The sequence below is a fragment of the Pseudomonas sp. B10 genome (assembly GCF_900156235.1).
Taxonomy (GTDB): Bacteria; Pseudomonadota; Gammaproteobacteria; order Pseudomonadales; family Pseudomonadaceae; genus Aquipseudomonas; species Aquipseudomonas siliginis.
In genome coordinates this window covers 1,661,825-1,686,663 of record NZ_LT707063.1, presented here as the reverse complement: position 1 = coordinate 1,686,663, position 24,839 = coordinate 1,661,825, and the positions used below count along the sequence as shown (strand labels likewise).

Below are 24,839 nucleotides of genomic sequence, written 5' to 3'. Positions count from 1 at the left end.
TGGGAGCGAGCCTGCTCGCGAAAGCGCTGCGTCCTTCAGCCCATTTGTAGCTGATCCACCGCCTTCGCGAGCAGGCTCGCTCCCACAGGGGACGTGTGCAGTCAGATGAGAATGGGGAGTTTAAAAAACGCCCGGGCACACGCGGTGGTATGTGCGGCCAGCGCTTCCTCGGTCTCGCCGCGATGCAACGCCACTTCGCGCAGCACTTCGGTCAGATACGCCGGTTCGTTGCGGCCGTTTTTCGGCTTCGGCCGCAACGTGCGCGGCAGCAGATATGGCGCATCGCTTTCCAGCATCAGCCGCCCCGGCTTGATCTCTTTGACCAATGGATGCAGATGCGTGCCCCGGCGTTCGTCGCAGATCCAGCCGGTGATGCCGATGTGCAGATCCAGATCGAGGTAGCTGAACAGGGCTTTCTGTTCGCCAGTGAAGCAATGCACCACCGCCGCCGGCAGTTGATCGCGGAAGTCCTTGAGGATCTCCAGCAGGCGCTGACTGGCATCGCGCTCGTGCAGGAACACCGGCAATTGCAGCTCGACGGCCAGCGCCAGATGTTCTTCCAGGACCTTTTCCTGTTGCGCGCGCGGGGAGAAGTCGCGGTTGAAATCCAGCCCGCATTCGCCCACCGCGACGACGCTGGATTCGTTCAACAGACTGCGCAGGCGACGCGCGCTGTCAGCATTCCAGTCGCTGGCCGAATGGGGGTGAATACCGGCCGTGGCGAACAGCCGTTGGCCGCTTTCATCCAGTTGCTGGCACAGTTCCAGCGCCTGCCCGCTACCCTCGACGCTGGTGCCGGTCAGTACCAGTTGGCAGACGCCGGCGGCGTAGGCGCGGTCGAGCACGGCCTGGTGTTTGTCGGCGAAACTGGGGTTGGTCAGGTTGACGCCGATATCGATGAGTTGCATGGTGCTACCTCGGGCCGAAGGCCGGAAAGCATATCAGAGCTGTAGATTTATAAGAAAAGCCAAGAACTACAAAGACTTATGGCTGTCTGTTGAGGCCGCGACGAACTCCGGGGTGGCGACGATGCCATCACTGTGCCAGTCTCTCGCACTTTGCCAGCGCTCAGAGCGCTCTGTTTTCGTCGGTGATGTCGTCTTTTTTGCGACGAATCGCCCCGTATTCTTTTCGGAGAGTGGATGCATCGTCCCTCGGTTCTGCTGCTGTTGTGTGCTGCGCTGCTGCTGCCGATGACGGCGGTCGCGCGCCTGCCCGGGCCGCTGCAAGCCGTGCCGGCGAGCAAGGTTCGCGACCTTTCGGACATTCGCAGCAGCCGCGTGTTGCGGGTGTTGGTCAATCAGAGCCGCAACAGCTCCGGCGAGGTCCAGGGCCAGGCCATCGGTGTCGAGTACCACCGACTGCGCGCGTTCGAGCAATACCTCAATGGCCATGCTCGCGACGGCCAGGAAGTCACCCTCAAGATCATTCCCAAAGCCAAGGATCAATTGCTCGGCGCTTTGCAGCGCGGCGAAGGCGACATGGTCGCGCCCGGTGAATTGCTCGATCTGCCTTCTGGCTACGCGGTCGCCAGCAGTGAGCCAATTGCCAGCAACGTGCCGCTGGTGCTGGTCGGGATCAAGGGCCAGCGCCGTTACACCAAGGTCGAGCAACTGTCCGGCAAGACCCTGGCCTTGCCCACCGGTAGTGCGGCGGGGGAGGTGGTCAGTCAGCTCAACCAGAAACTGGCGCTGCACAAACTGGCGCCGATCAATATCGAGTGGGTCGATCCGACGCTGGCGGTCGAAGATGTGCTGGAGATGGTCCAGGGCGGGATTTTCCACCTGACCATTGTCGAGCAACCGATTGCCGAGCGTTGGGGCAAGATCCTGCCGAAACTGCGTCTCGATCGGCAACTGAGCCTCGGCGAGCCGGGCGAAGAACATTGGTTCGTGCGTCGCGATGCGTCGATGTTGCGCGCGAGCATTGATCGCTTCCTCACCGGTTACAAGAGACCGTCGGACGAAGACGCCGCTTTTCTGCGCATCTATCGACGCCTGTATCAGGTGCACAATCCGCTGGCCAAGGCCGATCGCCAGCGTCTGGAAAAACTCCGTCCGACCCTGCAAAAGCACGCCGATGCGCAGAACATGGACTGGCTTAACCTGGCGGCGCTGGCGTTCAAGGAATCGCGTCTGCAGCCCAACGCTCGCAGCGGCAGCGGCCCGACCGGGCTGATGCAGATCACCCCATCCGCCGCGCAGCGGGTCGGCGTGAGCAATATCCAGAATCTCGATGCGAATGTGCAGGCCGGCGCCAAGTACCTGGCGATGATCCGCCGCAAGTTCTTCAGCAGCCCGAAACTCAACGAGCGTGAGCGCATGGCGTTCACCCTCGCCGCGTACAACATCGGCCCCGAGCGCGTGCAGGGCATGCGCGCCGAAGCCCGCCGCCGTGGCCTCAATCCCAACCAGTGGTTCTTCCAGGTCGAACGCATTGCCATGGAGCAGGTGGGTATGGGCGCCGTCAGCTATGTTAATAGCGTGAACAAGTATTACCTGGCATTCGACCGGGAGCGAGAGTCGCTCGAGCCCCGGCAGCAGAAAGTGGTCACACGGAAATAATCTAACAATTCGATTGTTATGGCGAAATTTTTGCGCTTTAAACATGAAATAAACTGATTAATATAGCGACCAACCCAAACACACAAACACTTCTGCACAACAAGGAATGCACCATGAACTCTCTGATCAACAAGGTTCTGTTCACCCGCGCCGGTTACGGCCTGACTGTCCTGCGCATTGCTGTCGGCGTGATCTTCGCCGCCCACGGTTCGCAGAAACTCTTTGGTCTGTTCGGTGGTTACGGCCTGGCCGGCACCGCGCAATGGATGGAAAGCATCGGCCTGACCCCTGGCTATCTGATGGCCTCGCTGGCCGGCGGTACCGAGTTCTTCGCCGGTCTGGCGCTGATCATCGGCCTGCTGGCACGCCCGGCGGCACTGGGTCTGGCGTTCCTCTCGCTGGTTGCGATCTTCTCGGTGCACATCGGCAACGGTTTGTTCATGGCCAACAACGGTTATGAGTTTGCTCTGGCTCTGCTGGCCGGCAGCATCGCGGTACTGATCGAAGGTGCCGGCAAGCTCTCGGCGGATCGCGCCATCGCCGGTTGAAGGCTCTGGCTCAAGGCAAAGGCCCGCATTGCGCGGGCCTTTTTTGTTGCGGGCGATTCTTGACACTGATCGGTCACGTTCTCTAGGATGTTGCCCATGCGCCGATTTAAACAGCTACTTGCGGGGCGCCAGGTGACTTCTACAGTTACCGTCAGAAGCCGGAACAGGGCTTCGAAATACCGCTAAAGCGCTGGTTCGGTGTTGCCTCTCACCTGCCATGCAGACTTTTGAGGCAGAGACACGATACGATGAACGCACTACGCCCTCCAGCACGTCCCGCGCCGATCACGGCACATGTCACCCAGCGCAACCCGAAAATTCTTCTTGGCGGCAAACACCAGCCGACGCTGTTGCGTTATCTCGATGGCTGGCCACGTCGCAGCGGCGGTCCTGCCGCGTTCCTGATCCAGTTTGTTGATGACGGCGAGTCGCTGGCGCGTTTCGCTACGGACAGCTTCGATCTGGCGGTGATTCAGGCGCCGAGCGCAGAAGATGCGCCGGACATGATCAATCAACTGACCCGCGTTGCGCGGCAGGGCCTGATCACTCGGCGCTGATCAGTCTTACGGGTATTCAATCGCAACGATATAAACGAACTGCTCGCCGGTCGGCGTTTGCACCCGCACTTCTGCGTCGAGTGCCTTGCCGATCAGCGCGCGGGCCAGCGGCGAGTCGATGCTGATCAAACCCTGTTTGAGGTCCAGTTCATCGGGGCCGACGATGCGGTAGCGCGATTGCTTGCCGTCTTCGTCTTCGATGGTTACCCAGGCGCCGAAATAGACCTTGTGCGGGTCGCTGGGTTTTTCGCTGACTACCTTGAGCGCTTCCAGGCGTTTGGTGAGAAAACGCACGCGGCTGTCGATTTCGCGCAGCATCTTCTTGCCGTAGGTGTATTCGGCGTTTTCCGAACGATCACCCTGCGCCGCCGCTTCACTCACCGCTTGGGTGACCTGCGGGCGACGCACATGCCACAACTCATGGAATTCGGCGCGCATTCGCGCTTCACCCTCGGGGGTGATCAGCGCGGTGCCGGCGGTGCGGGGAGGGCGATAACGGCTCATGGCGACTTCTTGTGATTAAGACCGCTTGAGTCTATCAACCCTCGCGCAACACTGTCAGTGGGCTCGCAGTCAGAGCGCGACGCGTGCCGAACACACCGGCACCACCAATCAGTGCGGCGCCAATCAACGGCAGCACCAGCAGCCATGGATGCGGGTGCCATGGCAGATCAAAAGCGAAGCGGTACAGCACCAGACTGACCACCTCCGAACCGATCGCCGCGAGCAGACCGCTGACCGCACCCAACAGACCGAACTCGATACGCCGCGCCTTGATCAGCAACTGCCGCTCGGCACCCAGCGCGCGCAACAGCGCACCTTGGCGGATGCGTTCATCCAGCGTCGCTTGCAGACCGGAGAACAGCACCGCCATCCCCGCAGCCAGAACAAACAACAATACATATTCCACCGCCAGAGTGACCTGAGCGAGGATGCTGCGCAGCTGTTCGAGCAAGGCCTCGACCTGCAGGATGGTCACCGCCGGAAAGGTCCGCGACAACTCGACAATCTGCTGATCATGCCCCGGAGCCAGATAGAAACTGGTCAGGTAGGTCGCCGGCAGATCCTTCAAGGTGCCGGGCTGGAAGATCATGAAGAAGTTCGGCTGGAAGTTGTCCCAGTTGATCTCGCGCAGGCTGGTGACCTTCGCTTCGCGATTGACCCCGCCAACGCTGAACACCATGTGATCGCCGAGTTTGAGTTTCAGGCTTTCGGCCACCTTGCCTTCCACCGAAACCCCTGGCACGTCGTCGGACGGCTGGCTGCTCCACCACGAGCCGGCGGTTAGCTTGTTGCCGGCCGGCAGATCCGCCGCCCAGGTCAGGCTCAGGTCACGCTGAATGGCGCGGTCACCGGCGGACTCCTTGCTGACGATTTGCTGCACCGCCTCGCCATTGATGCTGATCAACCGACCCGGCACCACCGGATACAACGGCGCCGCTTGCGCGGACACCTTGATCAGGTGATCGGCGAAAGCCTGTTTGTCCGCCGGGAGGATATTCAGCGCGAAATAGTTCGGTGCGTTTTTCGGTAGCTGGTTTTGCCAGGTGTCGAGCAGTTCGCCGCGCAGCAGTGCGATCAGCGCCATCGACAACAGGATCAGACCGAACGCCAGCGACTGCCCGGCTGCCGCCAATGGATGCCGCAACAACTGGCCAAGGCCCAGACGCCATGGCAACGAGGCGCGGGCGAGCAGGCGGCGCAGGCTTTGCAGCAGCAACAACAGCAGGCCGCCCAGCACCAGCGCGGCGACCACGCCACCGCCGAGCAGGGCGAAGGTCAGCAGCAGGTCGAGGCTCAGACGCCACATGATCAGGCCCAGCGCACCCAGCGCCGCGCCGTAGACCATCCATGTGCTCGAGGGGATCGGCAGCATGTCGCGGCGCAACACCCGCAGCGGCGGCACGCGACCCAGTGCAGCCAAAGGCGGCAAGGCGAAACCCGCTAGCGCCACCAGCCCGGTGCCAATCCCGGCCATCGCCGGAAACAGCCCACCCGGTGGCACGTCACTTGGCAGCAAATCATGCAGCAACGCGAACAGCCCCAGTTGCGCCAGCCAGCCGAGCAGGGCGCCACTGACGGCGGCAATCAGGCCGAGCACGGTCAGTTGCAGGCTGAACAGCACCATGGTTTCCCGGCGCGACAAGCCGAGGCAGCGCAGCAAGGCACTGGCGTCGAAACGGCGACTGGCGAAACGATTGGCCGACAGCGCCACGGCCACGCCAGCCAACAACACCGCGACCAGACTGGCCATGTTCAGGTAGCGCTCGGCCTTGCCCAGCGCACCGCCAATCTGCCGGTTACCGTCACGGGCATCCTGGATTCGCTGGTTTGCAGCGAGGCCCGGTTTGATCAGCTCGCGATAAGTTTCCAGCGCCTGCGGTTCGCCGCGCCAGAGCTCGCGATAACTCACTCGGCTGCCCGGTTGCACCACGCCGGTGGCGGCGAGGTCATCAAGATTGATCAACACCCTTGGCGTCAGGCTGTAGAAGTTGCCGGCGCGATCCGGCTCGTAGGTCAGCACGCGGGTCAGCTTGAGCGTCTTCATGCCGACGTCGATGCTGTCGCCGATCTTCAGATCCAGCGCGGTCAACAGACGCGCCTCGACCCAGGCTTCACCGGGTTGCGGTTCGCCGCCGACTTCTTCATTGGCAAATGGCGCGGGCGCGCTTTTCAACTCGCCACGCAATGGATAGGCACGGTCGACAGCTTTGATGCTCGACAGCTGAATGCCGTTGTCGGTGGCAATGACGCTGGAGAACTCCACCACTTGCGCATGATTCAGGCGCAGTTCGGTGCCGCTGCGGATTTGCTCCTCGCGGGCCGGCGAGCTGCCTTCAAGGACCAGATCGGCACCGAGAAACTCGGTAGCGCGCAGCATCATCGCGCCATTGAGGCGGGCGCCGAAATAGCCGATCGCGGTGCTCGCCGCGACGGCCACCACCAGCGCAAAGAACAACACGCGCAACTCACCGGCGCGGGCATCGCGCATGAGCTGGCGCAGGGCAAGGCTGAACAGACGCAACAGCGGCAGACGTGCCATCAAGGCTCCAGAGGGGCGACCAGCAGCCCGGCTTCAAGACGGATCAGGCGCCGGCAGCGATGGGCCAGGCGTTCGTCGTGGGTCACCAGCACCAGGGTGGTGCCGCGTTCCTTGTTCAATTCGAACAGCAAGTCGCTGATGCGCTCGCCGGTGTGGCTGTCGAGGTTGCCGGTCGGCTCGTCGGCGAACAGCACGTCCGGTTCGGCGGCGAAGGCGCGGGCGATGGCCACGCGCTGCTGTTCACCACCGGAGAGCTGGCGCGGCGAGTGGGTCAGGCGCTGGCCGAGGCCGACGCGCTGGAGCAATTGCGTGGCGCGCTCGCGGGCATCTTTGCGGCCGTCGAGTTCAAGCGGCAGCATGACGTTTTCCAGCGCATTGAGGCTGTCGAGCAACTGGAACGACTGGAAGACGAACCCGACGTGCTCGGCACGGATTCGTGCGCGCTGGTCTTCGTCGAGATTGCTCAGGTCCTGGCCGGCGAGGGTGACTTCGCCGCTGCTGGGCAGGTCGAGGCCGGCGAGCAGGCCGAGGAGGGTGGATTTGCCGGAACCGGACGCGCCGACGATGGCCAGGCTGTCGCCCTTGTTCAGTTCCAGGCTGAGTTCGTGCAGGATAGTCAGTTCACCTTCCGCGCTAGGGACCACTTTGCTGAGGTTCTTCGCGGTGAGAATGCTTGCGCCCATGGAGAATCCGATGCGTGTATGGTTTTTGAGTGCTGGCCTGGCCTTGATGTGCATGGCCCAGAACGCAGCGGCGGGTACTGTCCTGATCGTTGGCGATAGTATCAGCGCCGGTTTCGGCCTGGATACCCGTCTGGGGTGGGTCTCGCTGCTCGAGCAGCGGCTCAAACAGGAGGGTTTCGACGATAAAGTGGTCAACGCCTCGATCAGTGGCGACACCAGTGCCGGAGGCCAGGCGCGGCTGCCGGCGCTGCTTGCAGAGCATAAGCCGGAGTTGGTAATCCTCGAGCTGGGTGGCAATGACGGCCTGCGCGGGATGCCGCCAACGCAATTGCAACAAAATCTTGCCTCGATGATCGACAGCTCGCGGCAGAGCGGCGCGAAAGTGCTGCTGCTCGGCATGCAGTTGCCACCCAATTATGGCAAGCGCTACACCGATTCGTTCGCCGAGGTTTACGGCAAGCTCGCCGAAGAGAAAAACATCCCGTTGGTGCCGTTTTTTCTCGAAGGTGTCGGTGGTCATCCGGAGCTGATGCAGGCCGACGGTCTGCACCCGGCGGCCGGGGCTCAGAGCAAGTTGCTGGAAAATGTCTGGCCGACGCTAAAACCGCTGTTATGAGGCTTTTCTACAGGCAGGCTTTCGGCTAATGTGGCGCCCCCTAATTTGGAGCCCCCGATGCCGCGTCCTGCCTGGTCCCTGTTTGCCTACCAACTGATCGAGCCTGACGAGCAGCTGGATCTGTTCGCCTGCCAGGAAGTGCGGGTGCATCTGGTGACGCGGCAGCTGGAACTCGGTGGCTCGGCCGATCGCACGCTGTGCGGCACTCTGCTGCCGGCGCAACCGCGCTGGTCGAATGTTGATCGCCGAGTGTTCCAGGATCAGCGTCTGTGCTCGCTGTGCCGGGCGATTCTCGAATCGCAGAAGCGCGGTACGTCGCCGATCTGGCCTGAGCTGCGTTTCGAACTCTGAGCGCTGAAGATCAAAGTGTGGGAGCGAGCCTGCTCGCGAAGGGGTTTTATCAATCGACATTTATGGTCGCTGACCCACTGCTTTCGCGAGCAGGCTCGCTCCCACCTTGAAAGCACCCCGTCGCCAATAGCGGTGCTACCTCCCCGAATTCCCAAGCCGCGGTGTACAATCGCGCTCTTATACCCTTGATGATCATGCGAAGGATTTTCCGGATGTTGCCGCGCTTTCCTGCCGTCACCCGCTGCCTGTCACTTGCCGCCCTGTGTGTGGCCGGCCCCGTTGCTGCATTGGAGCTTCCCCTGCCACCACCCGGCGAAGACATCGTCGGCCAGGTGCAGGTGATCAAAGCCAAGTACGAAGACACCTTCGCCGATCTGGGTACCACCTACGATCTGGGTTATTCGGAAATGGTTGCGGCCAACCCGGGCATCGATGCCTGGCTGCCGGGGGCCGGTACCGAGATCGTCCTGCCGACGCGCTTCATCCTGCCACCGGGCCCGCGTGAAGGCATCGTCATCAACCTTGCCGAATACCGTCTCTATTACTATCCGAAAGGCCGCGACGTGGTGTACACCTTCCCGCTGGGTATCGGCCGTGAAGGCTGGGGCTCGCCGATCGCGCACACCTCGATCATCGCCAAGACACCGAACCCGACGTGGACGCCTCCGGCCTCGATCAAGGCCGAACACGCCGCTGACGGTGATCCGCTGCCGAATGTGGTGCCGGCCGGTCCTGATAACCCGCTGGGGCCGTTCAAGTTCACCCTCGGCACGCCGGGCTACCTGATCCATGGTTCGAACAAGAAGTTCGGTATTGGCATGCGCACCAGCCACGGCTGCTTCCGCATGTTCAACAACAACGTGCTGGAAATGGCCGGCATGGTCCCGGTCGGCACCTCGGTGCGCATCATCAACGACCCGTACAAGTTCGGTCGCAGTGGCGGCAAGGTCTATCTGGAAGCGCACACGCCGCTCGACGACAAGGGCAATCCGTCGGTAGTCGACAAGCACACCGCGGTAATCAACGCGATGCTCAAGCGTGAAGACATCACCAGCAACCTGCGCATGAACTGGGATGTGGTGCGTGATGTGGTTGCGGCCGAAGACGGCCTGCCGGTAGAGATCGCCGTGCCGAATACCTCTGCGCCAATGGTGAGCAGTGCACCGATCGATCTGCAGCAATAAGAGCTGATCGAAACCCGCCGATGCGAGCAGCGTCGGCGGGTTTTTTATTGCCCGGGGAAAAGCACCGGGCACAAAAAAGCCGACCCGGAAAACCGGATCGGCTCGATAACAATCCCGAGGGATTATTACTTGCGGCTAGCTTTTTCCAGCATGCGCAGAGCACGCTCGTTAGCTTCGTCAGCAGTCTGTTGTGCTTTTTGAGCAGCAGCCAGAGCTTCATCAGCTTTACGGTAAGCTTCGTCTGCACGAGCCTGGGAGCGAGCAGCTGCGTCTTCAGTAGCGGTCAGACGTGCTTCGGTTTCTTTCGATGCGCTGCTGCAACCGGTAGCCAGAACTGCGGCCAGAGCCAGAGCAGAGAATTTCAGAACGTTGTTCATCGTGTTCCCCTTCAAGGACTTTCAAATTAAGTGGCTGTCTCCTCACGATTGAGGAAATAGCCGGCGTACATACTACCCATTACTTGTAGTAAGTAAACTGACGTAGCGCAAGAAGCAAAAAAAATTGTAGGCGTTGATTCTTTTTCGAGCAACTTTTAACTGCGCTGTATAAAAAATATCCAGCTGCAAGCCCCGGCGTGAGCGACTCAAACGGGAAAAGTTCCCGCGCTCGCGCGCTGTTTTTGCGACTTCGGCTAAAGTCTTTCTAAATGAATTCGTCCACACTTTTGTTCAGGTTCTGCGAAGCGCTTCGCGTATCTTTGTTGATGTACAGGTGACTTTAAAAAAGGTCGCACGTCTTAAGTCTCAACATTCCGGCAATGTTCAGGCAAACGGCACGCAAAGATTGTCTTGCTGCCGAACCTGCGACCATCGATGCCAATGCACGCAAACCATCCGATGACGAGCGTACCTTGAGCATTTTCGCCAATGGTGCCTACTATTCAGCAGGTGTCAGATTGCGCGAGATCGGTGTGGCTCTTCTCAGTGTCCATCAGGCACGGGGTGGCGTAGATGTTCCTTCGCCGGAAAAACATCGGTAAGGTAGGGGTCACAATTCAAGACCCGCGAGGAGTAGTGATGAGCGAGGCGTTGTCCATCCACCATGACCAGGCTGGTCATCAATTCGAGACCACTGTGGACGGTCATCGTGCTTACCTGACCTACATGGATCTGGGCAAGCAGACCCTGGATATCTACCGCACCTTCGTGCCCAATGCCCTGCGCGGCCGTGGCATTGCCGCAGCGCTGACCGAACGCGCGCTGCAATACGCCGAAGAAATGGGCTACACGGTGATCCCGTCATGCTCCTACGTCGAGCGCTACATGGAACGCCATCAGCGCCGCGCCGCGAAGATCTGAATCGCACACACAAAAACGCCGGACAATGTCCGGCGTTTTTTTATGCCCGTAAAACGCAGCTTACGTGCGCTGACGCTTCGGCAATACGTCCTTGAGCTTGGCGTGCATGCTGCGCAAGGTGTTTTCGGTAGCAGACCAATCGATGCAGGCATCGGTGATCGACACGCCGTATTGCAGGTCGGCGAGGTCTTTCGGGATTGCCTGGCAGCCCCAGTTCAAATGGCTCTCAACCATCAGACCGATGATCGACTGGTTGCCTTCGAGGATCTGGTTGGCGACGTTTTCCATCACCAGCGGTTGCAGGGCCGGGTCCTTGTTGGAGTTGGCGTGGCTGCAATCGACCATGATGTTCGGTTTGATCTTCGCCTTGTTCAGCGCCTGCTCGCAGAGCGCAACGCTGACCGAATCATAGTTCGGCTTGCCATTACCGCCACGCAGCACCACGTGACCGTAGGCGTTGCCTTTGGTGGTGACGATCGACACGCCACCTTCCTGGTTGATGCCGAGGAAACGGTGCGGGCTGGACACCGACTGCAAGGCGTTGATCGCCACGGTCAGGCCGCCGTCGGTGCCGTTCTTGAAGCCGACGGCCGAGGACAGGCCGGAAGCCATTTCGCGGTGAGTCTGCGATTCGGTGGTACGCGCGCCGATGGCCGACCAGCTGATCAGATCCTGCAGATACTGCGGGGAGATCGGGTCGAGGGCTTCGGTCGCGGTCGGCAGGCCTTTCTCGGCCAGGTCGAGCAGCAACTGACGACCGATGTGCAGACCGTCCTGGATCTTGAACGAGTCGTCCAGATACGGATCGTTGATCAGACCTTTCCAGCCGACGGTGGTACGCGGCTTCTCGAAATACACACGCATGACCAGATACAGGGTGTCGGAGACTTCCTCGGCGAGCACCTTGAGGCGATCGGCGTATTCGTGGGCCGCCTTGATGTCGTGAATCGAGCACGGGCCGATCACGACGAACAGACGGTGGTCGGTGCCATCGAGAATGTTGCGAATGACTTCGCGGCCCTTGGTGACGGTGCGCAGGGCGGCGTCGCTCAGGGGGATATCACGCTTGAGCTGATCGGGAGTGATCAGGGTCTCGTTAGAGGCGACGTTTAGGTCGTTGATCGGTAAATCAGCCATCGTTTACTCGTCAGGTCACGGGTGCCGGCCGCCAGCGATCCCCGCGCGGCGGAGCACAGCAGATTTAGCGCGTCGGGGGAGCCGAACCTTAGCGCGTCAGAGGCGGCTCGACAATGGGCAAACTGTGCTTTAGTCCAGCGCTGGCTGCGCGAAAGCCTTGCGCAAGTTGTCGTGGGAGAACTCTTCGGCATGCTCCTCGACCCATTGCAGGGCCAGCGCCTGACTATCCTGCAGGTCGTCGTGGCTGTCCTGCATGCGCGAATAGCGTTCGATCTGACACACCTGCTCACCCATTCGCGCGCTGAACAGGGTCTGTTCATCAGTGAAAGCGATGCCCACCAGATAGCCTTTTTTACGGCGCAGACACCAGGCCACATAGCCCGGGCAACAGAAGTCGGCATTCAGCGTCGGCATGCGTACTTGCAGCGCAGTGCCGTGGCGCCAGGCGCGGTGGTAATTGCAAGCGATGCCGCCGAGGCTGATAGTGTGCAGCTGTTGTCTGGAAATGCATTCAGGCTTGAGTAACGTCAATTCAACCGGCACTTCGTCCGGATGAGGAATGAAACGTCCCATGAGCACAGACTCCCTGTGTCGGCCATCTGACATTGTTTCCTCCAGTATAGTGGTCGAATCCGAGCTGACCGACTTCGACGCCGACCAGCGGCTGCTGGCGATGCGCGGGGTTTCTCTGGTGATCTTCACCAGCGTCGGCTGCGCCAGTTGTCGTTATGCCCGCGAGGTGTTGCCAGGCATGCCGCTGGCGATCGATCGGCTGTGCTGGATCGACGCCGGCAACAACGGCGGCCTGGTCGAGCGTTATCAGGTGTTTCATTTGCCGGCGCTGTTTGTGGTGCGCGACGGCGAGTTCTTTGGCGCAGTGCACACACGTCTGACGGTTGACCAACTCAACCAGGCAGTAGCGCAGGCGCTGGGTCGAATTGCAGAGGAGTTGCCATGAGCGAGACAGTCAGCAAACCGGTGGTGGGGATTATCGGCACCGGTGCGATCGGTGGGTTTTACGGGGTGATGCTGGCGCGTGCCGGTTTCGATGTGCATTTCTTGTTGCGCAGCGAATTTTCCGCAGTGGCTGAGTGCGGTTTGCAGATCAACAGTGCGGTGCACGGGCCGTTGACGCTGAATCCGGCCAATGCCTATTCCGCTGCCGAAGACATGCCACCCTGTGACTGGCTGCTGGTCGGCACCAAGACCACCAGCAACGCCGGTCTGGCCCCGGCGATCATTCAGGCCGCCAAACCTGACGCAAAAGTGCTGTTGCTGCAGAACGGTCTGGATGTCGAAGACAGCCTGCGGCCACTGTTGCCGGATTCACTGCATCTGCTCGGTGGTCTGTGCCTGATCTGCGTGCACCGCGAGGGGCCGGGGCAGATTACCCATCAGGCCCTTGGCGCGGTGAATGTCGGTTATCACAGCGGCTCGGCCATTGATGAAGTAGCGCGCATGGCGATCGTCGAGGAGGGCGCCGGGCTGTTCCGTGCCGCCGGCATCGACTCGCAGGCGATGGCCAACCTGCATCAGGCGCGCTGGCAGAAACTGGTGTGGAATATTCCCTATAACGGACTTTCAGTATTGCTCGGCGCGGGAACCGAAGCGCTGATGGCTGATGCTGACAGCCGCCTGTCGATTCAGGCGTTGATGGCGGAAGTGGTTCAGGGTGCCAAGGCCTGTGGTTACGAGATCCCGCCCGGCTATGCCGAGTACCTGTTCACCATGACGGAAAAAATGCCCGATTACTGGCCGAGCATGTACCACGACTTTGCACACAAACGCCCGCTGGAGCTGGAGGCGATCTACGCCCGGCCACTGGCGGCGGCGAAAGCGGCGGGCTGCGAGTTGCCGCGCATCGAGGCGTTGTATCGTCATTTGGGTTTTATCGACCGACGCAATACCTGAGTCGGTTGTTCTGGGGGAAGGCATGGGCAATAACATCGATGACAAACTGGTGCTGGCGATTTCCTCGCGCGCCTTGTTCGACCTGAGCGAAAGCCACAAGGTCTACCTGTCGAGCGGCGTCGAAGCCTATCGGCAATATCAGATCGAGCACGAAGACGAAATCCTCGCGCCGGGCGATGCGTTCCCGCTGGTGGAAAAACTCCTGAGCCTGAACAGTCGCCTCGGCCGCGCGCGGGTCGAGGTGATTCTGGTTTCCCGCAACAGCGCCGACACCGGGCTGCGCGTGTTCAATTCGATTCATCATTACGGCCTGGCGATTTCTCGCGCGGCGTTCGTCGGCGGGCGCAGTCCGTATCCGTATCTGAAAGCGTTTGGCTGCGACCTGTTTCTCTCGACCCACGCCGAAGACGTGCGTGCGGCGCTGGACGCCGGGTTCGCCGCCGCCACGATTCTGTCCGGTGGCGCCAGCCGCGCGGCCAGCGATGAATTGCGTATCGCCTTCGACGGTGATGCGGTGATCTTCTCGGACGAGTCCGAGCGCGTCTATCAGTCCGGCGGCCTGGAAGCGTTTCAGGCCAAGGAACGCGAATCGGCACGCGAGCCTTTGCGCGGTGGGCCGTTCAAGGGCTTTCTGGCAGCGCTCAATCTGTTGCAGCGCGAGTTTCCCGATGACGATTGCCCGATCCGCACGGCGCTGGTGACCGCGCGTTCGGCGCCGGCCCATGAGCGGGTGATTCGCACCTTGCGGGAATGGGATATTCGTCTCGATGAGTCGCTGTTTCTCGGTGGCCTGACCAAATCGGCGTTCCTCGAAGCCTTCGCCGCCGACGTGTTCTTCGATGACCAGACCGGCCATTGCGAACTGGCTCGCGAAGTGGTCGCCACCGGCCACGTGCCCCATGGCATCAGCAACGAACCGTCGATCTAGAGCCTTTTCATTCAGGACGTTGCGTCGCACGTCGTACTCGCCAAGGCACTGCTAAGCTGAATCAATCTCCGCCATCGTTGGCTCGCGAGGAGGTCCCATGATTCGCTCAATGCTGTATGCCACCGACCTCGGTCTGTACGCACCGTTCGTGATGCAGCATGCCCTGGCCTTGGCGCGCACCTTCAATGCCGATCTGTATGTAGTACACGCGGTGGAACCCATGGGCCTGTTTGCCGAGTCGGTGCTGCAAAGCTATCTCGACGAACAGGCATTGAACGAATTCCATAGTCAGGGTCTGAAAACAGTCATCGCCAATATCGAACAACGGGTGCTCGACAGCTTTCGTGAAGAGCTGGGGGACGACGGCGAACAGGATCTGCAGCGCATTCGCGCGGTGCGCGTGCTGCAGGGCGACCCGTCGCAGGTGATTCTCGATCAGGTGCACAAGCTCTCGGTCGATCTGCTGATCGTCGGCAGTCACAGCCATGGTGTCGGCGCGGAAACGCCGTTGGGGCGCACGGCGGCGCGGGTCCTGCAATTGGCCAAGGTGCCGGTCTATCTGGTGCCGCTGATGGAACGCCGGCGGCGTGAGGATCGCTGAAGCAGGAATAATGGCGTTTTGATAAAAAAGTTCTAGATTTATTCTTCGAACCATTAATATAGTTATATACCGTCGCTGATGCCCGTGGCGTCTACCTGCTTTGAGGGATTGATATGAAGCTTCAACAACTGCGCTACATCTGGGAAGTGGCGCACCACGACCTCAACGTTTCCGCTACCGCTCAAAGCCTGTACACCTCGCAACCGGGTATCAGTAAGCAGATCCGCCTGCTGGAAGATGAACTGGGCGTCGAAGTCTTCGCCCGCAGTGGCAAGCACCTGACCCGCGTCACCCCGGCCGGCGAGCGCATCATCACCACCGCCGGCGAGATTCTGCGCAAAGTCGAAAGCATCAAGCAGATTGCCCAGGAATTCTCCAACGAGAAAAAGGGCACCCTGTCGATCGCCACCACCCACACCCAGGCGCGTTATGCCCTGCCGCCGGTGATCAGCAATTTCATCAAGCAATACCCGGACGTGGCCCTGCACATGCATCAGGGCTCGCCGATGCAGATCGCCGAAATGGCCGCTGACGGCACGGTCGATTTCGCCATTGCCACTGAAGCGCTGGAGCTGTTCGGCGATCTGGTGATGATGCCGTGCTATCGCTGGAACCGCTGCGTGGTTGTACCCCACGGCCACCCGCTGACCAAGCTGCCGAAGCTGACCCTCGAAGCGCTGGCCGAATATCCGATTGTTACTTACGTGTTCGGTTTCACCGGCCGTTCCAAGCTCGACGAAGCCTTCAGCCATCGTGGCCTGACGCCGAAAGTGGTGTTCACCGCTGCTGACGCCGACGTGATCAAAACCTACGTGCGTCTGGGGCTGGGCGTGGGCATCGTGGCTAAAATGGCGGTCGATACCAAACTCGATAACGACCTGGTGGTGCTGGATGCCAGCGAGTTGTTCGAGTCGAGCATCACCAAGATCGGTTTCCGTCGTGGCACCTTCCTGCGCGGCTTCATGTGCGACTTCATCGAGAAATTCGCCCCGCACCTGACCCGCGAAGTCATGGCCAAGGCCATTCAGTGCCACAACAAGCAAGAGCTGGAAGAGCTGTTCGACGGCGTCGAACTGCCCGTTCACTAAGCACCCGCTTCAGAGCACCTCGGTGACAGCAAATTGTTGCCGGGTGCCCGCCACCAGAATCTCTACCTCATCGCCCGCGAACTTGCCCAGCAGACTTTTGCCCAGCGGCGAGCGCGGGGTGATGACGGTGATCGGCTGACCCACCACGTCGACTTTCAGCCCCGCCGCATCCGGCGCCAGAAACAGCCATTGCTCGCGACCCTTTTCGTCCTCCAGGCCGAGCAGGGCGCCGACTTCAATGCCGCGATTTTCATCGTAGGCACGCAACGTCAGGTTCTGACATAGCGCCAGTGACTGACGGATTTCCTCAACCCGCTTCGCCTGACCCGCCGCCAGATACGACGCCTCCAGCCCCAGCGTGTCGTATTTGTTTTCGGCGATGTTTTCTTCGTGAGTTGCGGTTTCGTAAGCGGTTTGCGCGGCGCGCTCGGCGATGTCGAGGTCGATGCGCAGCTTGTCGAGAATCAACTGGTGGACGCTGTGTTTGTTCATGATCAATCGCAGAATTGCAAAACGTTGGCGCGGCTCTTTTCGGTCGGCGCGGTCTGGTCCTGCTGCAGCCAGAACTGGCATTTCGGATTGGACGCATTACGCGAATTGGCGCGCGCCTGATCCAGTCGGGCCTGCTGTTCATTCTTGCGCAGGTTTTCTTCGTACTGTTGGAACAGCGGACTTTGCGGCGGAATGTCCGGCTGAACCTGCACGGGCGCCACAGCCGGGGGATTGACGCGCTGCTGCACCGCTTGCGCGACAGGGGCCAGTTGCTCGGGAAAGATAAAGCGCGAAAGCAGCCAGCACGTCAGCGCAATCGCCAGGAACCCCAGCCACAGGCCCAGCGCAATGCTGCCGGTCAGATGCAGCGCGCTAAGCTGAACAGGCAAGGGACGACGGGGATTGGGACGGTAGGGCATGGCGGCCTCCTGGCGGATGGTTGCGGGCAAGCGGCGATTGTCGCACGAAGATTAATCGCCGTCGGCTCTTCTGCGCGAGCGTATTTATGCGGACAATCGAGGTTTTTTGCCAACGGGAGAACGGCATGCCTGAAGCGAAACCCCGCTGGGACATTTTCTGCACCGTGGTCGATAACTTCGGCGACATCGGCGTGACCTGGCGCCTGGCCCGGCAACTGGTGGCCGAACATGCCTTGCCGGTGCGCCTGTGGGTGGATGATCTGCGCGCGTTCGAGCGCCTCTGTCCTGAGATCGATGTCGATCTTGCGCAGCAATGGCAGCAGGGCGTCGAGGTGCGTCAGTGGCCGAGCGAATGGCCGCACGCCGAGGCGGCCGACGTAGTCATCGCCGCCTTCGCCTGTCAGTTGCCCACTGATTACATGGACAGCATGGCCGCGCGGGAAACGCCGCCGCTGTGGCTCAACCTCGATTATCTCAGCGCCGAAGACTGGGTCACCGGCTGCCACGGCTTGCCGTCGGTAAAATACAAAACGGTGCAGAAGTTCTTTTTCTTTCCAGGCTTCAAACCGGGCACCGGTGGCCTGCTGTGCGAACGGGGACTGCTCGAACAGCGTCGGCAGTTTCAGCAGGATCGGCCGGCCCAGCGACATTTCCTGCAAGCCTTGGGTATCGATCCTGCTCCGGACGCGCAACTGATCTCGCTGTTTGCTTATGAAAACCCCGGGCTGGCCAGTTGGCTGGACGTGCTGGCGGCCGATGCGCGGCCGACTCACCTGCTGGTGCCGGAAGGGCGGATTCTCGGCGATGTGGCGCGCTGGCTGGAGGTGGAAACCCTGACGGTCGGCGCGATTCACGTGCGCGATTCGCTCACCGTGCAGGTGCTGCCGTTCGTTCGGCAGGACCAATACGACCATCTGCTCTGGTGCTGCGATTTCAACGCGGTGCGCGGTGAAGATTCATTCGTGCGCGCGCAATGGGCGGGGCGGCCGATGCTCTGGCACATCTATCAGCAGGACGACGACATCCATCTGGACAAGCTCGACGCTTTCCTCGCGCTCTACACTCACGGCCTTTCGCCCGCTGCGGCGCAGGCGATGAACGGTCTGTGGCGAGCGTGGAGCGCCGGGCAACCGATCGGTGAGCACTGGCTGGCGGCGCGAAATCATTGGCCGGAACTCGAGAAAAACGCCGAGGCATGGTGTCTGGAACAGGCCTTGCAGGCGGATCTTGCCACGGCGCTGGTACAGTTTTATGTAAATTGGATATGATACGCGGCCTAGATTTTTGTAAATCCCATCCAAATTCGGATATTCGCAATGAAAACTGGTAAAGAACTCAAACCCGGTACCGTGATCCGTATCGACAACGATCCTTGGCTGGTTCAGAAAGCTGAATTCACCAAGTCGGGCCGTAACAGCGCGATCATGAAGACCAAGCTGAAGAACCTGCTGACCGGTTACAAGACCGAAACCGTTTACGGTGCGGACGACAAACTGGACGACGTGATCCTGGATCGTAAAGAAGCCACCCTGTCGTTCATCAGCGGTGACACTTACACGTTCATGGACACCACTGACTACACCATGTACGAGCTGAACGCCGAAGACATCGAAAGCGTTCTGCCTTTCGTTGAAGAAGGCATGACCGACGTTTGCGAAGCCGTGTTCTTCGAAGAGCGTCTGGTTTCCGTAGAGCTGCCGACCACCATCGTGCGTCAGGTTGACTACACCGAAGGCTCCGCTCGCGGTGACACTTCCGGCAAGGTGATGAAGCCTGCCAAACTGAAGAACGGTACCGAGCTGTCGGTTGCCGACTTCATCGAAATCGGCGACATGATCGAGATCGATACCCGCGAAGGCGGTTCCTACAAAGGCCGTGCGAAATAAGCACTGCTTTTTGCGGAAAGAAAAAACCCGACCATTGAGTCGGGTTTTTTTGTGCCTGTAAGAAACACTCGGAACCCTGTGGGAGCGAGCCTGCTCGCGAATGCGGTGTGTCATTCAATGACGCGCTGTCTGACGGGACGCTTTCGCGAGCAGGCTCGCTCCCACAATGGGACGGTGGTTACTTCAAGTGTTGCTTCAGTTCTTCAGACGCCTGCAACATCGCCGACCGCACCGCAGGCACCTGGCTGACCACGTTGAGCAAACCGTAATCGTGAATCATGCCGTTGTAGCGCACCGACGTTACCGGAACCCCGGCCTCGTCGAGTTTGCGTGCGTAAGCTTCACCTTCATCACGCAGCACGTCGGCGCTGGCAGTCTGCACCAGTGCAGGCGGCAGACCTTTGAGTTGCGCGGTGGTGGCGCGCAGCGGTGAAGCGTAGATCTCGTTACGCTGCTTGGCGTCGGTGGTGTAGTTGTCCCAGAACCACTTCATCATGTTGCGGGTGAGGAAGTGCCCTTCGGCGTACTGGTTGTACGAACCGGTGTCGAAGTTGGCATCGGTCACCGGCCACAGCAGCACCTGGAATTTGATCGCCGGGGTGCCCTTGTCCTTGGCCATCAGCGCAACCACTGCGGCCATGTTGCCGCCGACGCTGTTGCCGGCCACGGCCAGGCGCTTGCTGTCGACATTGATCTCTTTACCGTGTTCTGCCACCCATTTGGTCGCAGCGTAGGCCTGGTTGATCGCCACCGGGTAATGCGCTTCCGGCGAAGGGGTGTAATTGACGAACACCGCCGCCGCCCCCGAACCGACCACGAGATCGCGCACCAGACGTTCGTGAGTCGGGAAGTCTCCCAGCACCCAGCCGCCGCCGTGGAAGAACATGAACACCGGCAGCTCACCCTTGACCCCGGCCGGCCGGACGATGGTCAGGCTCAGCGGTTGACCATCGACCTGGATGGTCTTCTCGCTGACATCGGCTTTGGGCAACGTCAACTTGACCCCGGACTGCGCGCCGACCAGCACGGCGCGGGCATCCTTGGGCGACAGCTGCTCGATCGGCTTGCCGCTGCCTGAATTCAGCGCATCGAGGAATGCCTGGGTGTTGTGTTCGACATCACCGGCGAAAGCGCTGTGTACCGACAGGGCGAGAAGGGTACCGGTCAAGACTTTGCTGAAAGTGTTCATGTTCAATTTCCTTGTTCGGGCCGGAGACTTGAGTGATTACACGGTTACGTGCAGACGCACATCGACGTTGCCACGGGTGGCGTTGGAGTACGGGCAGACCTGGTGAGCGGCGTCGACCAGCGACTGCGCATCGGCTTGTTCCAGGCCTGGCAGGCTGATGTGCAAATCGATGTCCAGACCGAAACCGCCAGGGATCTGGCCGATGCCGACATGGGCGGTGATCGACGCGTCGTCAGGAATCTTGCGCTTGGTCTGGCTGGCGACGAATTTCAGTGCGCCGATGAAGCAGGCCGAGTAACCGGCAGCGAACAGTTGCTCAGGGTTGGTCGCCGCACCGCCAGCACCGCCGAGTTCTTTTGGGGTGGCCAGTTTGACGTCGAGTACGTTGTCGCTGGAGATCGCACGACCGTCACGGCCGCCAGTGGAAGTTGCGATTGCGGTGTAGAGAGTTTGCATGGTGTGAGCCTCATTGGTTGTGGTTTTGTGCGCTAATTGTTTGCGCGCTAAGTAGGTGTGAAGAGAATGTATAGCGCTAATGTTTAGTGCGCAAGATAAATTTTCGAAAAGAAGCGCGTTTTGCTTGAGGGCGACCGATGGAAGGGGAATGTAAGGCTTGATCTAGAGCGCTTGGCGAGGAAATTCAGGCGTGGAAAATATTTTTTGTTGGCGTTGAAAATTAGTGTGGGAGCGGGCTTGCCCGCGAAGACGGAGTGTCAGTCAAAATGATGTCGGCTGACAGGTCGCCATCGCGGGCAAGCCCGCTCCCACAGGGACAGTGTTGTGCTCGGAAATGAGGATCAGGTCAGGCTGTCTTGCAGATGCCCGCGCAGCGCTTGCAGCTCGGCCTGCAACTTCTGCAGACGCTCCAGGGTGAAGCCACTGGCGCCAAGAATGCACTGCGGCACGGTCTGCGCCTTGTCACGCAAGGCGCGGCCTGCTGCGGTCAGTTCGACAATCACCACCCGCTCATCTTCGCGACTGCGGGTGCGGCTGAGCAGGCCTTCGGCTTCCAGACGCTTGAGCAATGGCGTCAGCGAGCCCGGATCGGTGAGCAGGCGTGCGCTGATTTCTCCGACAGTCAAACCGTCCTTCTCCCACAACACCATCATCGCCAGGTACTGCGGATAGGTCAGGCCAAGCGCCTGCAACAGCGGCTTGTAGACCTTGGTCATCATCAGCGAGGTCGAGTGCAGGGCGAAGCACGCCTGATTGTCGAGCAGCAGGTCGTCGCAGTTGTCGCGTTCGCAAGTCATTGTCAAAGCCTTGATCGTTGATCGTTTTTTAATCTAGCGCTCGAATCTTTAAGGCGCCAGATAAATATGTCCGGCGTCAGTGCCGGGCGAATTGCCGTTGCAGCGCCAGATCCCACGGCGGCACCGGGCTGAAGCGGGTTTTCAGGTATTCCAGCAACAACCGACTGCGCGAATGGACCTGCTGTTCCATGCGCAGCGCGTAAATGCCGGTGGACTCCGGCGGCGGCAGGCCATTTTCGCAGAACAGTGGCACCAGTTCGCCACGCAGCAGGTATTCGCTGGCCAGCCAGGTCGGCAGGTGTGCGACGCCCAGACCCGCCGCCGCGCCACACGCCAGGGCTTCGGCATTGTTGGCGCTCAGGCGTACCCGCGATGGCCGGTGCAGTTGCATTTGCCCGTCCACTTCGAATTTCCAGGCAAAGGGCGGCGCGAGGCCTTCCCAGTCGAGCCCGTCGTGTTCGCTCAACTGCGCCGGATGCTCGGGCACGCCGCGCTGCTTGAGATAGTCAGGGCTGGCGCAGGCGACGCGGACCATGCTCGCCAATGGCGTGGCGACCAGGCGCGAGTCAGCCAACTGGCCGGTACGCAGCACCAGATCGACCTTGCCCAGGCTGCTGCCGGCCATGTCGCTGAAGCTGTCGATCAGGTGCATCTGCACATCCAGTCCTGGATACAGCAGGAGAAAATCGGCAATCACCGGCGCCAGATGCCGCCGCCCGAAGGCTGCTGGCGCATCGATGCGGATCAGGCCTTCCGGTGCGCTGCTTAACGACACCGCTTCGGCACGCGCCAGTTGCAACTCGGCGATGATCCGGCGCGCCCGCTCGGCAAAGGCCAGACCGGCCGAAGTCGGCAGCACGGCATGGGTGCTGCGCACGAACAGCTGACTGCCGACGGCACTTTCCAGGCTATCGATGCGCCGCGCCACGGCGGAAGGCGTCAGCGGATGGCGGCGCGAAGCGGCAGAAAAGCTGCCACTCTCCAGCACATCGAGAAACAGGCCGAGCTGATCGGTCAATTGGTTGGGATTCATGGAGACCACGCTTGTGCAAAATCGGCACAGCCATTGTGCGTTGCTATGCGTTTCCCCGCTAGGCGCGAGTGCGTAGCATTGGTTGCCTGTCGTTAGAGGATTACCGTTGTGATGGATTTTCTGTTGTACCTGCTGTTCGGCGCCGCCCTTGGCACATTGGGCGGGATTTTTGGCATTGGCGGTGGCTTGATCGCGATTCCGTTGCTTGGTGTTTGGTTTGGGCTTGATCAGCAGATCGCCCAAGGTACGGCGCTGGTGATGGTAGTACCGAACGTGATGCTGGCGCTGTGGCGTTATCACCAGCGCAATCGCATCGAATTGCGCCATGCGCTGCCGCTGGCAGTGATGGGTTTCTGCTTTGCCTGGCTCGGCTCGATCTGGGCGGTGGGCATCGACGCGCAAACCATGCGCATCGGGTTTGTTGCCTTTCTGGTGGCGCTGTCGGCCTACAATCTATTGAAAATGTTTGGCCCGCGCCCAGCGCCGACTGCCGAGATGCGCTATTCGTGGCCGTGGCTGGGCGTGCTCGGCGCCGCCTCGGGGACCATGGGCGGTCTGTTCGGCGTCGGCGGCGCGGTGGTGGCGACGCCGGTGCTGACCAGCCTGTTCGGCACCAGCCAAGTGGTCGCTCAGGGCTTGTCGCTGGCGCTGGCCTTGCCGAGCACTGGCGTAACGCTGGTGACTTACGCGGTGCACCACGAAGTCGACTGGATGATCGGTCTGCCGCTGGCGGTCGGAGGTCTGCTCAGCATCAGTTGGGGCGTGAAAGTTGCCCACGCCACGCCGGAAAAAATTCTGCGTGGGCTGTTTTGCGGCTTCCTCGTGCTGTGTGCGGTGATGCTCGCGTTTAAAGTTTGAAGCCCTCGACGATGTGCTCGGCCAGGCACTCGGTGATCGGCGACGGGTTGTTCAGATTGCGGATCAGCATGATGCTCGCCTCGGGCAGCAGCGGCAGGTCTTCGGCGGCGCCAAGGATGCGCATGTCCGGGGTAATCAGGCTTTCCAGTTGCGCGGTGATCGCCAGCCCTGCGCTGACCACGGCCATCAGCGCCGACAGGCTGCTGCTGTTGTAGGCGATGCGGTAATCGCGGCCCATCGCGTCGAGCGCATTGCACGCCCACAGGCGGCAGAAACAATCACTGTTGAACATTGCCAGGGGCAGCGGCATCTGTTCGTGGGCGCTGAAGTTCTGCGCCTCGGCCCAGACAAAGCGCTCCTTGCGCAGCAACTGGCCGATCTCGTTGCCCGGCTCACGGGTGACGATCGACAAGTCCAGATCGGTGCGTTGCAACAGTTGTTTGGTCGATTCGCAATGCACTTCGATCTGGATCAGCGGATAGAACTGCGCGAACCGCGAGAGGATTCCCGGCAGGAAACGCATCACATAATCATCCGGCGTACCGATGCGCACGGTGCCGACCATGTGCGGCTCGCGCAGGGTGTTGAACACCTCACTGTGCAGTTTGAGGATGCGCCGTGCATAACCGAGCAGCACCTGGCCTTCTGCCGTCAGGCGCACCTGGCGTCCATCGCGCTCGAACAGCTGGCGCTGCAACACGTCTTCTTCCAGGCGTTTCATCTGCATGCTCACCGCCGACTGGGTGCGGTTGACCATCTCGCCAGCACGGGTGAAACCGCCCTGATCGGCAATCGCGACAAAGGTGCGCAGGACATCGGTATCGATACTGGGGTAGGCGGACAATTGATGAATCTCCGTGATGCATGCCATCAGAAACATTCGTTGGATTGATCTTAGCGCCGGCGAGAGACTTGAGCCATCCACAAAAGGAGGCAAGACGATGAAAGGTCAAAGAGAGTATGCAAGCCAAGAACAGCTGTCCGGCCACGGCCATATCGTGTCCGATCTGCTGCACAAATTCAGCCGCTGGTATGAGCTGCATCGTGAACGGGAAATGCTCGCCGGTTTGAGCGATGAGGCGCTGAAGGACATCGGCATCAGCCGCGCCGATGTCGAGCATGAAACCGTGCGGCCGTTCTGGGACGACCCGATGCATAAATGATGAGGCTATCGCTACACAAACCCCTTTCAGGTGAGGT

The 24,839-nt window shown here is 60.6% G+C and carries 30 protein-coding genes; 16 read left to right on the top strand and 14 right to left on the bottom strand.

Annotation, left to right across the window (positions count from 1 at the left end):
* Positions 1 to 101: 101 nt before the first annotated feature.
* Positions 102 to 908, bottom strand: a complete 807-nt coding sequence (locus BXA01_RS07510; protein WP_076563735.1) for a TatD family hydrolase — start codon at positions 906 to 908, stop codon at positions 102 to 104.
* Positions 909 to 1,142: 234 nt separating this feature from the next.
* Between BXA01_RS07510 and BXA01_RS07505 the strand changes: the two genes are divergently transcribed.
* From BXA01_RS07505 to BXA01_RS07495, 3 genes are all read left to right on the top strand, one after another.
* Entirely contained in the window at positions 1,143 to 2,564 is a 1,422-nt protein-coding gene (locus tag BXA01_RS07505; protein WP_041478391.1) for a transglycosylase SLT domain-containing protein, read from the top strand.
* Between the two features lie 113 nt (positions 2,565 to 2,677).
* Complete coding sequence (locus tag BXA01_RS07500) at positions 2,678 to 3,112, top strand: DoxX family protein (protein ID WP_076563734.1); 435 nt, start codon at positions 2,678 to 2,680, stop codon at positions 3,110 to 3,112.
* A gap of 248 nt (positions 3,113 to 3,360) precedes the next feature.
* Positions 3,361 to 3,669 carry a hypothetical protein gene (locus BXA01_RS07495; protein ID WP_076563733.1) on the top strand — a complete coding sequence of 103 codons (309 nt, stop codon included), beginning with the start codon at positions 3,361 to 3,363 and terminating at the stop codon, positions 3,667 to 3,669.
* Positions 3,670 to 3,675: 6 nt separating this feature from the next.
* Here the strand turns inward: BXA01_RS07495 and greB are convergent, their stop codons facing one another.
* From greB to BXA01_RS07480, 3 genes are read right to left on the bottom strand one after another with little or no spacing between them, the layout of a single operon-like run.
* Complete coding sequence (gene greB / locus BXA01_RS07490) at positions 3,676 to 4,173, bottom strand: transcription elongation factor GreB (protein ID WP_076563732.1); 498 nt, start codon at positions 4,171 to 4,173, stop codon at positions 3,676 to 3,678.
* 34 nt (positions 4,174 to 4,207) lie between these two features.
* The gene (locus tag BXA01_RS07485) at positions 4,208 to 6,712 is read right to left on the bottom strand and encodes an ABC transporter permease (protein ID WP_076563731.1); all 2,505 of its coding nucleotides are present in this window, start codon (positions 6,710 to 6,712) and stop codon (positions 4,208 to 4,210) included.
* Positions 6,712 to 7,395, bottom strand: a complete 684-nt coding sequence (locus tag BXA01_RS07480) for an ABC transporter ATP-binding protein (protein ID WP_076563730.1) — start codon at positions 7,393 to 7,395, stop codon at positions 6,712 to 6,714. The genes BXA01_RS07485 and BXA01_RS07480 overlap by 1 nt, the downstream gene beginning before the upstream one ends.
* Before the next feature lie 10 nt (positions 7,396 to 7,405).
* On the opposite strand from BXA01_RS07480, the gene BXA01_RS07475 reads away from it, so the two are divergent.
* The 3 genes from BXA01_RS07475 to BXA01_RS07465 all read left to right on the top strand — a co-directional run bounded on the left by BXA01_RS07475 (position 7,406) and on the right by BXA01_RS07465 (position 9,546).
* Complete coding sequence (locus tag BXA01_RS07475) at positions 7,406 to 8,011, top strand: arylesterase (protein WP_076563729.1); 606 nt, start codon at positions 7,406 to 7,408, stop codon at positions 8,009 to 8,011.
* A 57-nt stretch (positions 8,012 to 8,068) separates the two neighbouring features.
* Complete coding sequence (locus BXA01_RS07470; RefSeq protein ID WP_016770881.1) at positions 8,069 to 8,362, top strand: hypothetical protein; 294 nt, start codon at positions 8,069 to 8,071, stop codon at positions 8,360 to 8,362.
* A 212-nt stretch (positions 8,363 to 8,574) separates the two neighbouring features.
* Positions 8,575 to 9,546, top strand: coding sequence for a L,D-transpeptidase family protein (locus tag BXA01_RS07465; RefSeq protein WP_024013783.1), 972 nt, complete (start codon positions 8,575 to 8,577; stop codon positions 9,544 to 9,546).
* Between the two features lie 125 nt (positions 9,547 to 9,671).
* Here the strand turns inward: BXA01_RS07465 and oprI are convergent, their stop codons facing one another.
* On the bottom strand, positions 9,672 to 9,923 hold the full coding sequence (oprI, locus tag BXA01_RS07460) for an outer membrane lipoprotei OprI (RefSeq protein WP_003183784.1): 252 nt from the start codon (positions 9,921 to 9,923) through the stop codon (positions 9,672 to 9,674).
* A gap of 639 nt (positions 9,924 to 10,562) precedes the next feature.
* Between oprI and BXA01_RS07455 the strand changes: the two genes are divergently transcribed.
* Complete coding sequence (locus tag BXA01_RS07455) at positions 10,563 to 10,844, top strand: GNAT family N-acetyltransferase (protein WP_016770879.1); 282 nt, start codon at positions 10,563 to 10,565, stop codon at positions 10,842 to 10,844.
* 60 nt (positions 10,845 to 10,904) lie between these two features.
* Here BXA01_RS07455 and BXA01_RS07450 read toward each other — a convergent pair whose 3' ends face one another.
* On the bottom strand, positions 10,905 to 11,981 hold the full coding sequence (locus tag BXA01_RS07450) for a 3-deoxy-7-phosphoheptulonate synthase (protein ID WP_016770878.1): 1,077 nt from the start codon (positions 11,979 to 11,981) through the stop codon (positions 10,905 to 10,907).
* A 129-nt stretch (positions 11,982 to 12,110) separates the two neighbouring features.
* Positions 12,111 to 12,554 (bottom strand): PilZ domain-containing protein, encoded by a 444-nt coding sequence (locus BXA01_RS07445; RefSeq protein WP_056788469.1) that lies wholly within the window; start codon positions 12,552 to 12,554, stop codon positions 12,111 to 12,113.
* Between BXA01_RS07445 and BXA01_RS07440 the strand changes: the two genes are divergently transcribed.
* The 5 genes from BXA01_RS07440 (at position 12,553) to cysB (ending at position 16,509) form a co-directional block, all read left to right on the top strand.
* Complete coding sequence (locus tag BXA01_RS07440) at positions 12,553 to 12,939, top strand: thioredoxin family protein (RefSeq protein WP_076563728.1); 387 nt, start codon at positions 12,553 to 12,555, stop codon at positions 12,937 to 12,939. The genes BXA01_RS07445 and BXA01_RS07440 overlap by 2 nt on opposite strands.
* Entirely contained in the window at positions 12,936 to 13,892 is a 957-nt protein-coding gene (locus BXA01_RS07435; RefSeq protein ID WP_076563727.1) for a putative 2-dehydropantoate 2-reductase, read from the top strand. Before BXA01_RS07440 ends, BXA01_RS07435 begins: the two co-directional genes overlap by 4 nt.
* Before the next feature lie 22 nt (positions 13,893 to 13,914).
* A complete protein-coding gene (locus BXA01_RS07430; protein ID WP_076563726.1) occupies positions 13,915 to 14,820 on the top strand; it encodes a 5'-nucleotidase in 906 nt (301 codons plus the stop codon).
* Between the two features lie 97 nt (positions 14,821 to 14,917).
* Positions 14,918 to 15,421 carry a universal stress protein gene (locus BXA01_RS07425; protein WP_016770874.1) on the top strand — a complete coding sequence of 168 codons (504 nt, stop codon included), beginning with the start codon at positions 14,918 to 14,920 and terminating at the stop codon, positions 15,419 to 15,421.
* A gap of 113 nt (positions 15,422 to 15,534) precedes the next feature.
* Positions 15,535 to 16,509, top strand: a complete 975-nt coding sequence (gene cysB / locus BXA01_RS07420) for an HTH-type transcriptional regulator CysB (RefSeq protein WP_016770873.1) — start codon at positions 15,535 to 15,537, stop codon at positions 16,507 to 16,509.
* A gap of 9 nt (positions 16,510 to 16,518) precedes the next feature.
* Here cysB and BXA01_RS07415 read toward each other — a convergent pair whose 3' ends face one another.
* A complete protein-coding gene (locus tag BXA01_RS07415) occupies positions 16,519 to 17,001 on the bottom strand; it encodes a GreA/GreB family elongation factor (RefSeq protein ID WP_024013776.1) in 483 nt (160 codons plus the stop codon).
* A gap of 2 nt (positions 17,002 to 17,003) precedes the next feature.
* The gene (locus BXA01_RS07410; protein ID WP_056788478.1) at positions 17,004 to 17,420 is read right to left on the bottom strand and encodes a hypothetical protein; all 417 of its coding nucleotides are present in this window, start codon (positions 17,418 to 17,420) and stop codon (positions 17,004 to 17,006) included.
* Positions 17,421 to 17,545: 125 nt separating this feature from the next.
* Here BXA01_RS07410 and earP point away from each other — a divergent pair, with 125 nt between their 5' ends.
* Entirely contained in the window at positions 17,546 to 18,688 is a 1,143-nt protein-coding gene (earP, locus tag BXA01_RS07405; protein ID WP_076563725.1) for an elongation factor P maturation arginine rhamnosyltransferase EarP, read from the top strand.
* A 48-nt stretch (positions 18,689 to 18,736) separates the two neighbouring features.
* Positions 18,737 to 19,306 (top strand): elongation factor P, encoded by a 570-nt coding sequence (locus tag BXA01_RS07400; protein ID WP_003226785.1) that lies wholly within the window; start codon positions 18,737 to 18,739, stop codon positions 19,304 to 19,306.
* Between the two features lie 178 nt (positions 19,307 to 19,484).
* Here the strand turns inward: BXA01_RS07400 and BXA01_RS07395 are convergent, their stop codons facing one another.
* The 4 genes from BXA01_RS07395 to BXA01_RS07380 all read right to left on the bottom strand — a co-directional run bounded on the left by BXA01_RS07395 (position 19,485) and on the right by BXA01_RS07380 (position 22,781).
* Complete coding sequence (locus tag BXA01_RS07395; protein WP_076563724.1) at positions 19,485 to 20,495, bottom strand: alpha/beta hydrolase; 1,011 nt, start codon at positions 20,493 to 20,495, stop codon at positions 19,485 to 19,487.
* Between the two features lie 36 nt (positions 20,496 to 20,531).
* Entirely contained in the window at positions 20,532 to 20,951 is a 420-nt protein-coding gene (locus BXA01_RS07390; RefSeq protein WP_007940002.1) for an organic hydroperoxide resistance protein, read from the bottom strand.
* A gap of 341 nt (positions 20,952 to 21,292) precedes the next feature.
* The gene (locus BXA01_RS07385) at positions 21,293 to 21,748 is read right to left on the bottom strand and encodes a MarR family winged helix-turn-helix transcriptional regulator (RefSeq protein ID WP_024013772.1); all 456 of its coding nucleotides are present in this window, start codon (positions 21,746 to 21,748) and stop codon (positions 21,293 to 21,295) included.
* A 76-nt stretch (positions 21,749 to 21,824) separates the two neighbouring features.
* Complete coding sequence (locus BXA01_RS07380) at positions 21,825 to 22,781, bottom strand: LysR substrate-binding domain-containing protein (protein WP_016770867.1); 957 nt, start codon at positions 22,779 to 22,781, stop codon at positions 21,825 to 21,827.
* A 111-nt stretch (positions 22,782 to 22,892) separates the two neighbouring features.
* On the opposite strand from BXA01_RS07380, the gene BXA01_RS07375 reads away from it, so the two are divergent.
* Positions 22,893 to 23,639, top strand: a complete 747-nt coding sequence (locus BXA01_RS07375; protein WP_442961893.1) for a sulfite exporter TauE/SafE family protein — start codon at positions 22,893 to 22,895, stop codon at positions 23,637 to 23,639.
* On the opposite strand, the gene BXA01_RS07370 is transcribed toward BXA01_RS07375, so the two are convergent.
* Positions 23,629 to 24,483: a LysR substrate-binding domain-containing protein gene (locus BXA01_RS07370; RefSeq protein ID WP_172834029.1), complete on the bottom strand. Its 855-nt coding sequence runs from the start codon at positions 24,481 to 24,483 to the stop codon at positions 23,629 to 23,631. The genes BXA01_RS07375 and BXA01_RS07370 overlap by 11 nt on opposite strands.
* A gap of 97 nt (positions 24,484 to 24,580) precedes the next feature.
* On the opposite strand from BXA01_RS07370, the gene BXA01_RS07365 reads away from it, so the two are divergent.
* Positions 24,581 to 24,802: a DUF1127 domain-containing protein gene (locus BXA01_RS07365; RefSeq protein WP_016770864.1), complete on the top strand. Its 222-nt coding sequence runs from the start codon at positions 24,581 to 24,583 to the stop codon at positions 24,800 to 24,802.
* Positions 24,803 to 24,839: the final 37 nt, after the last annotated feature.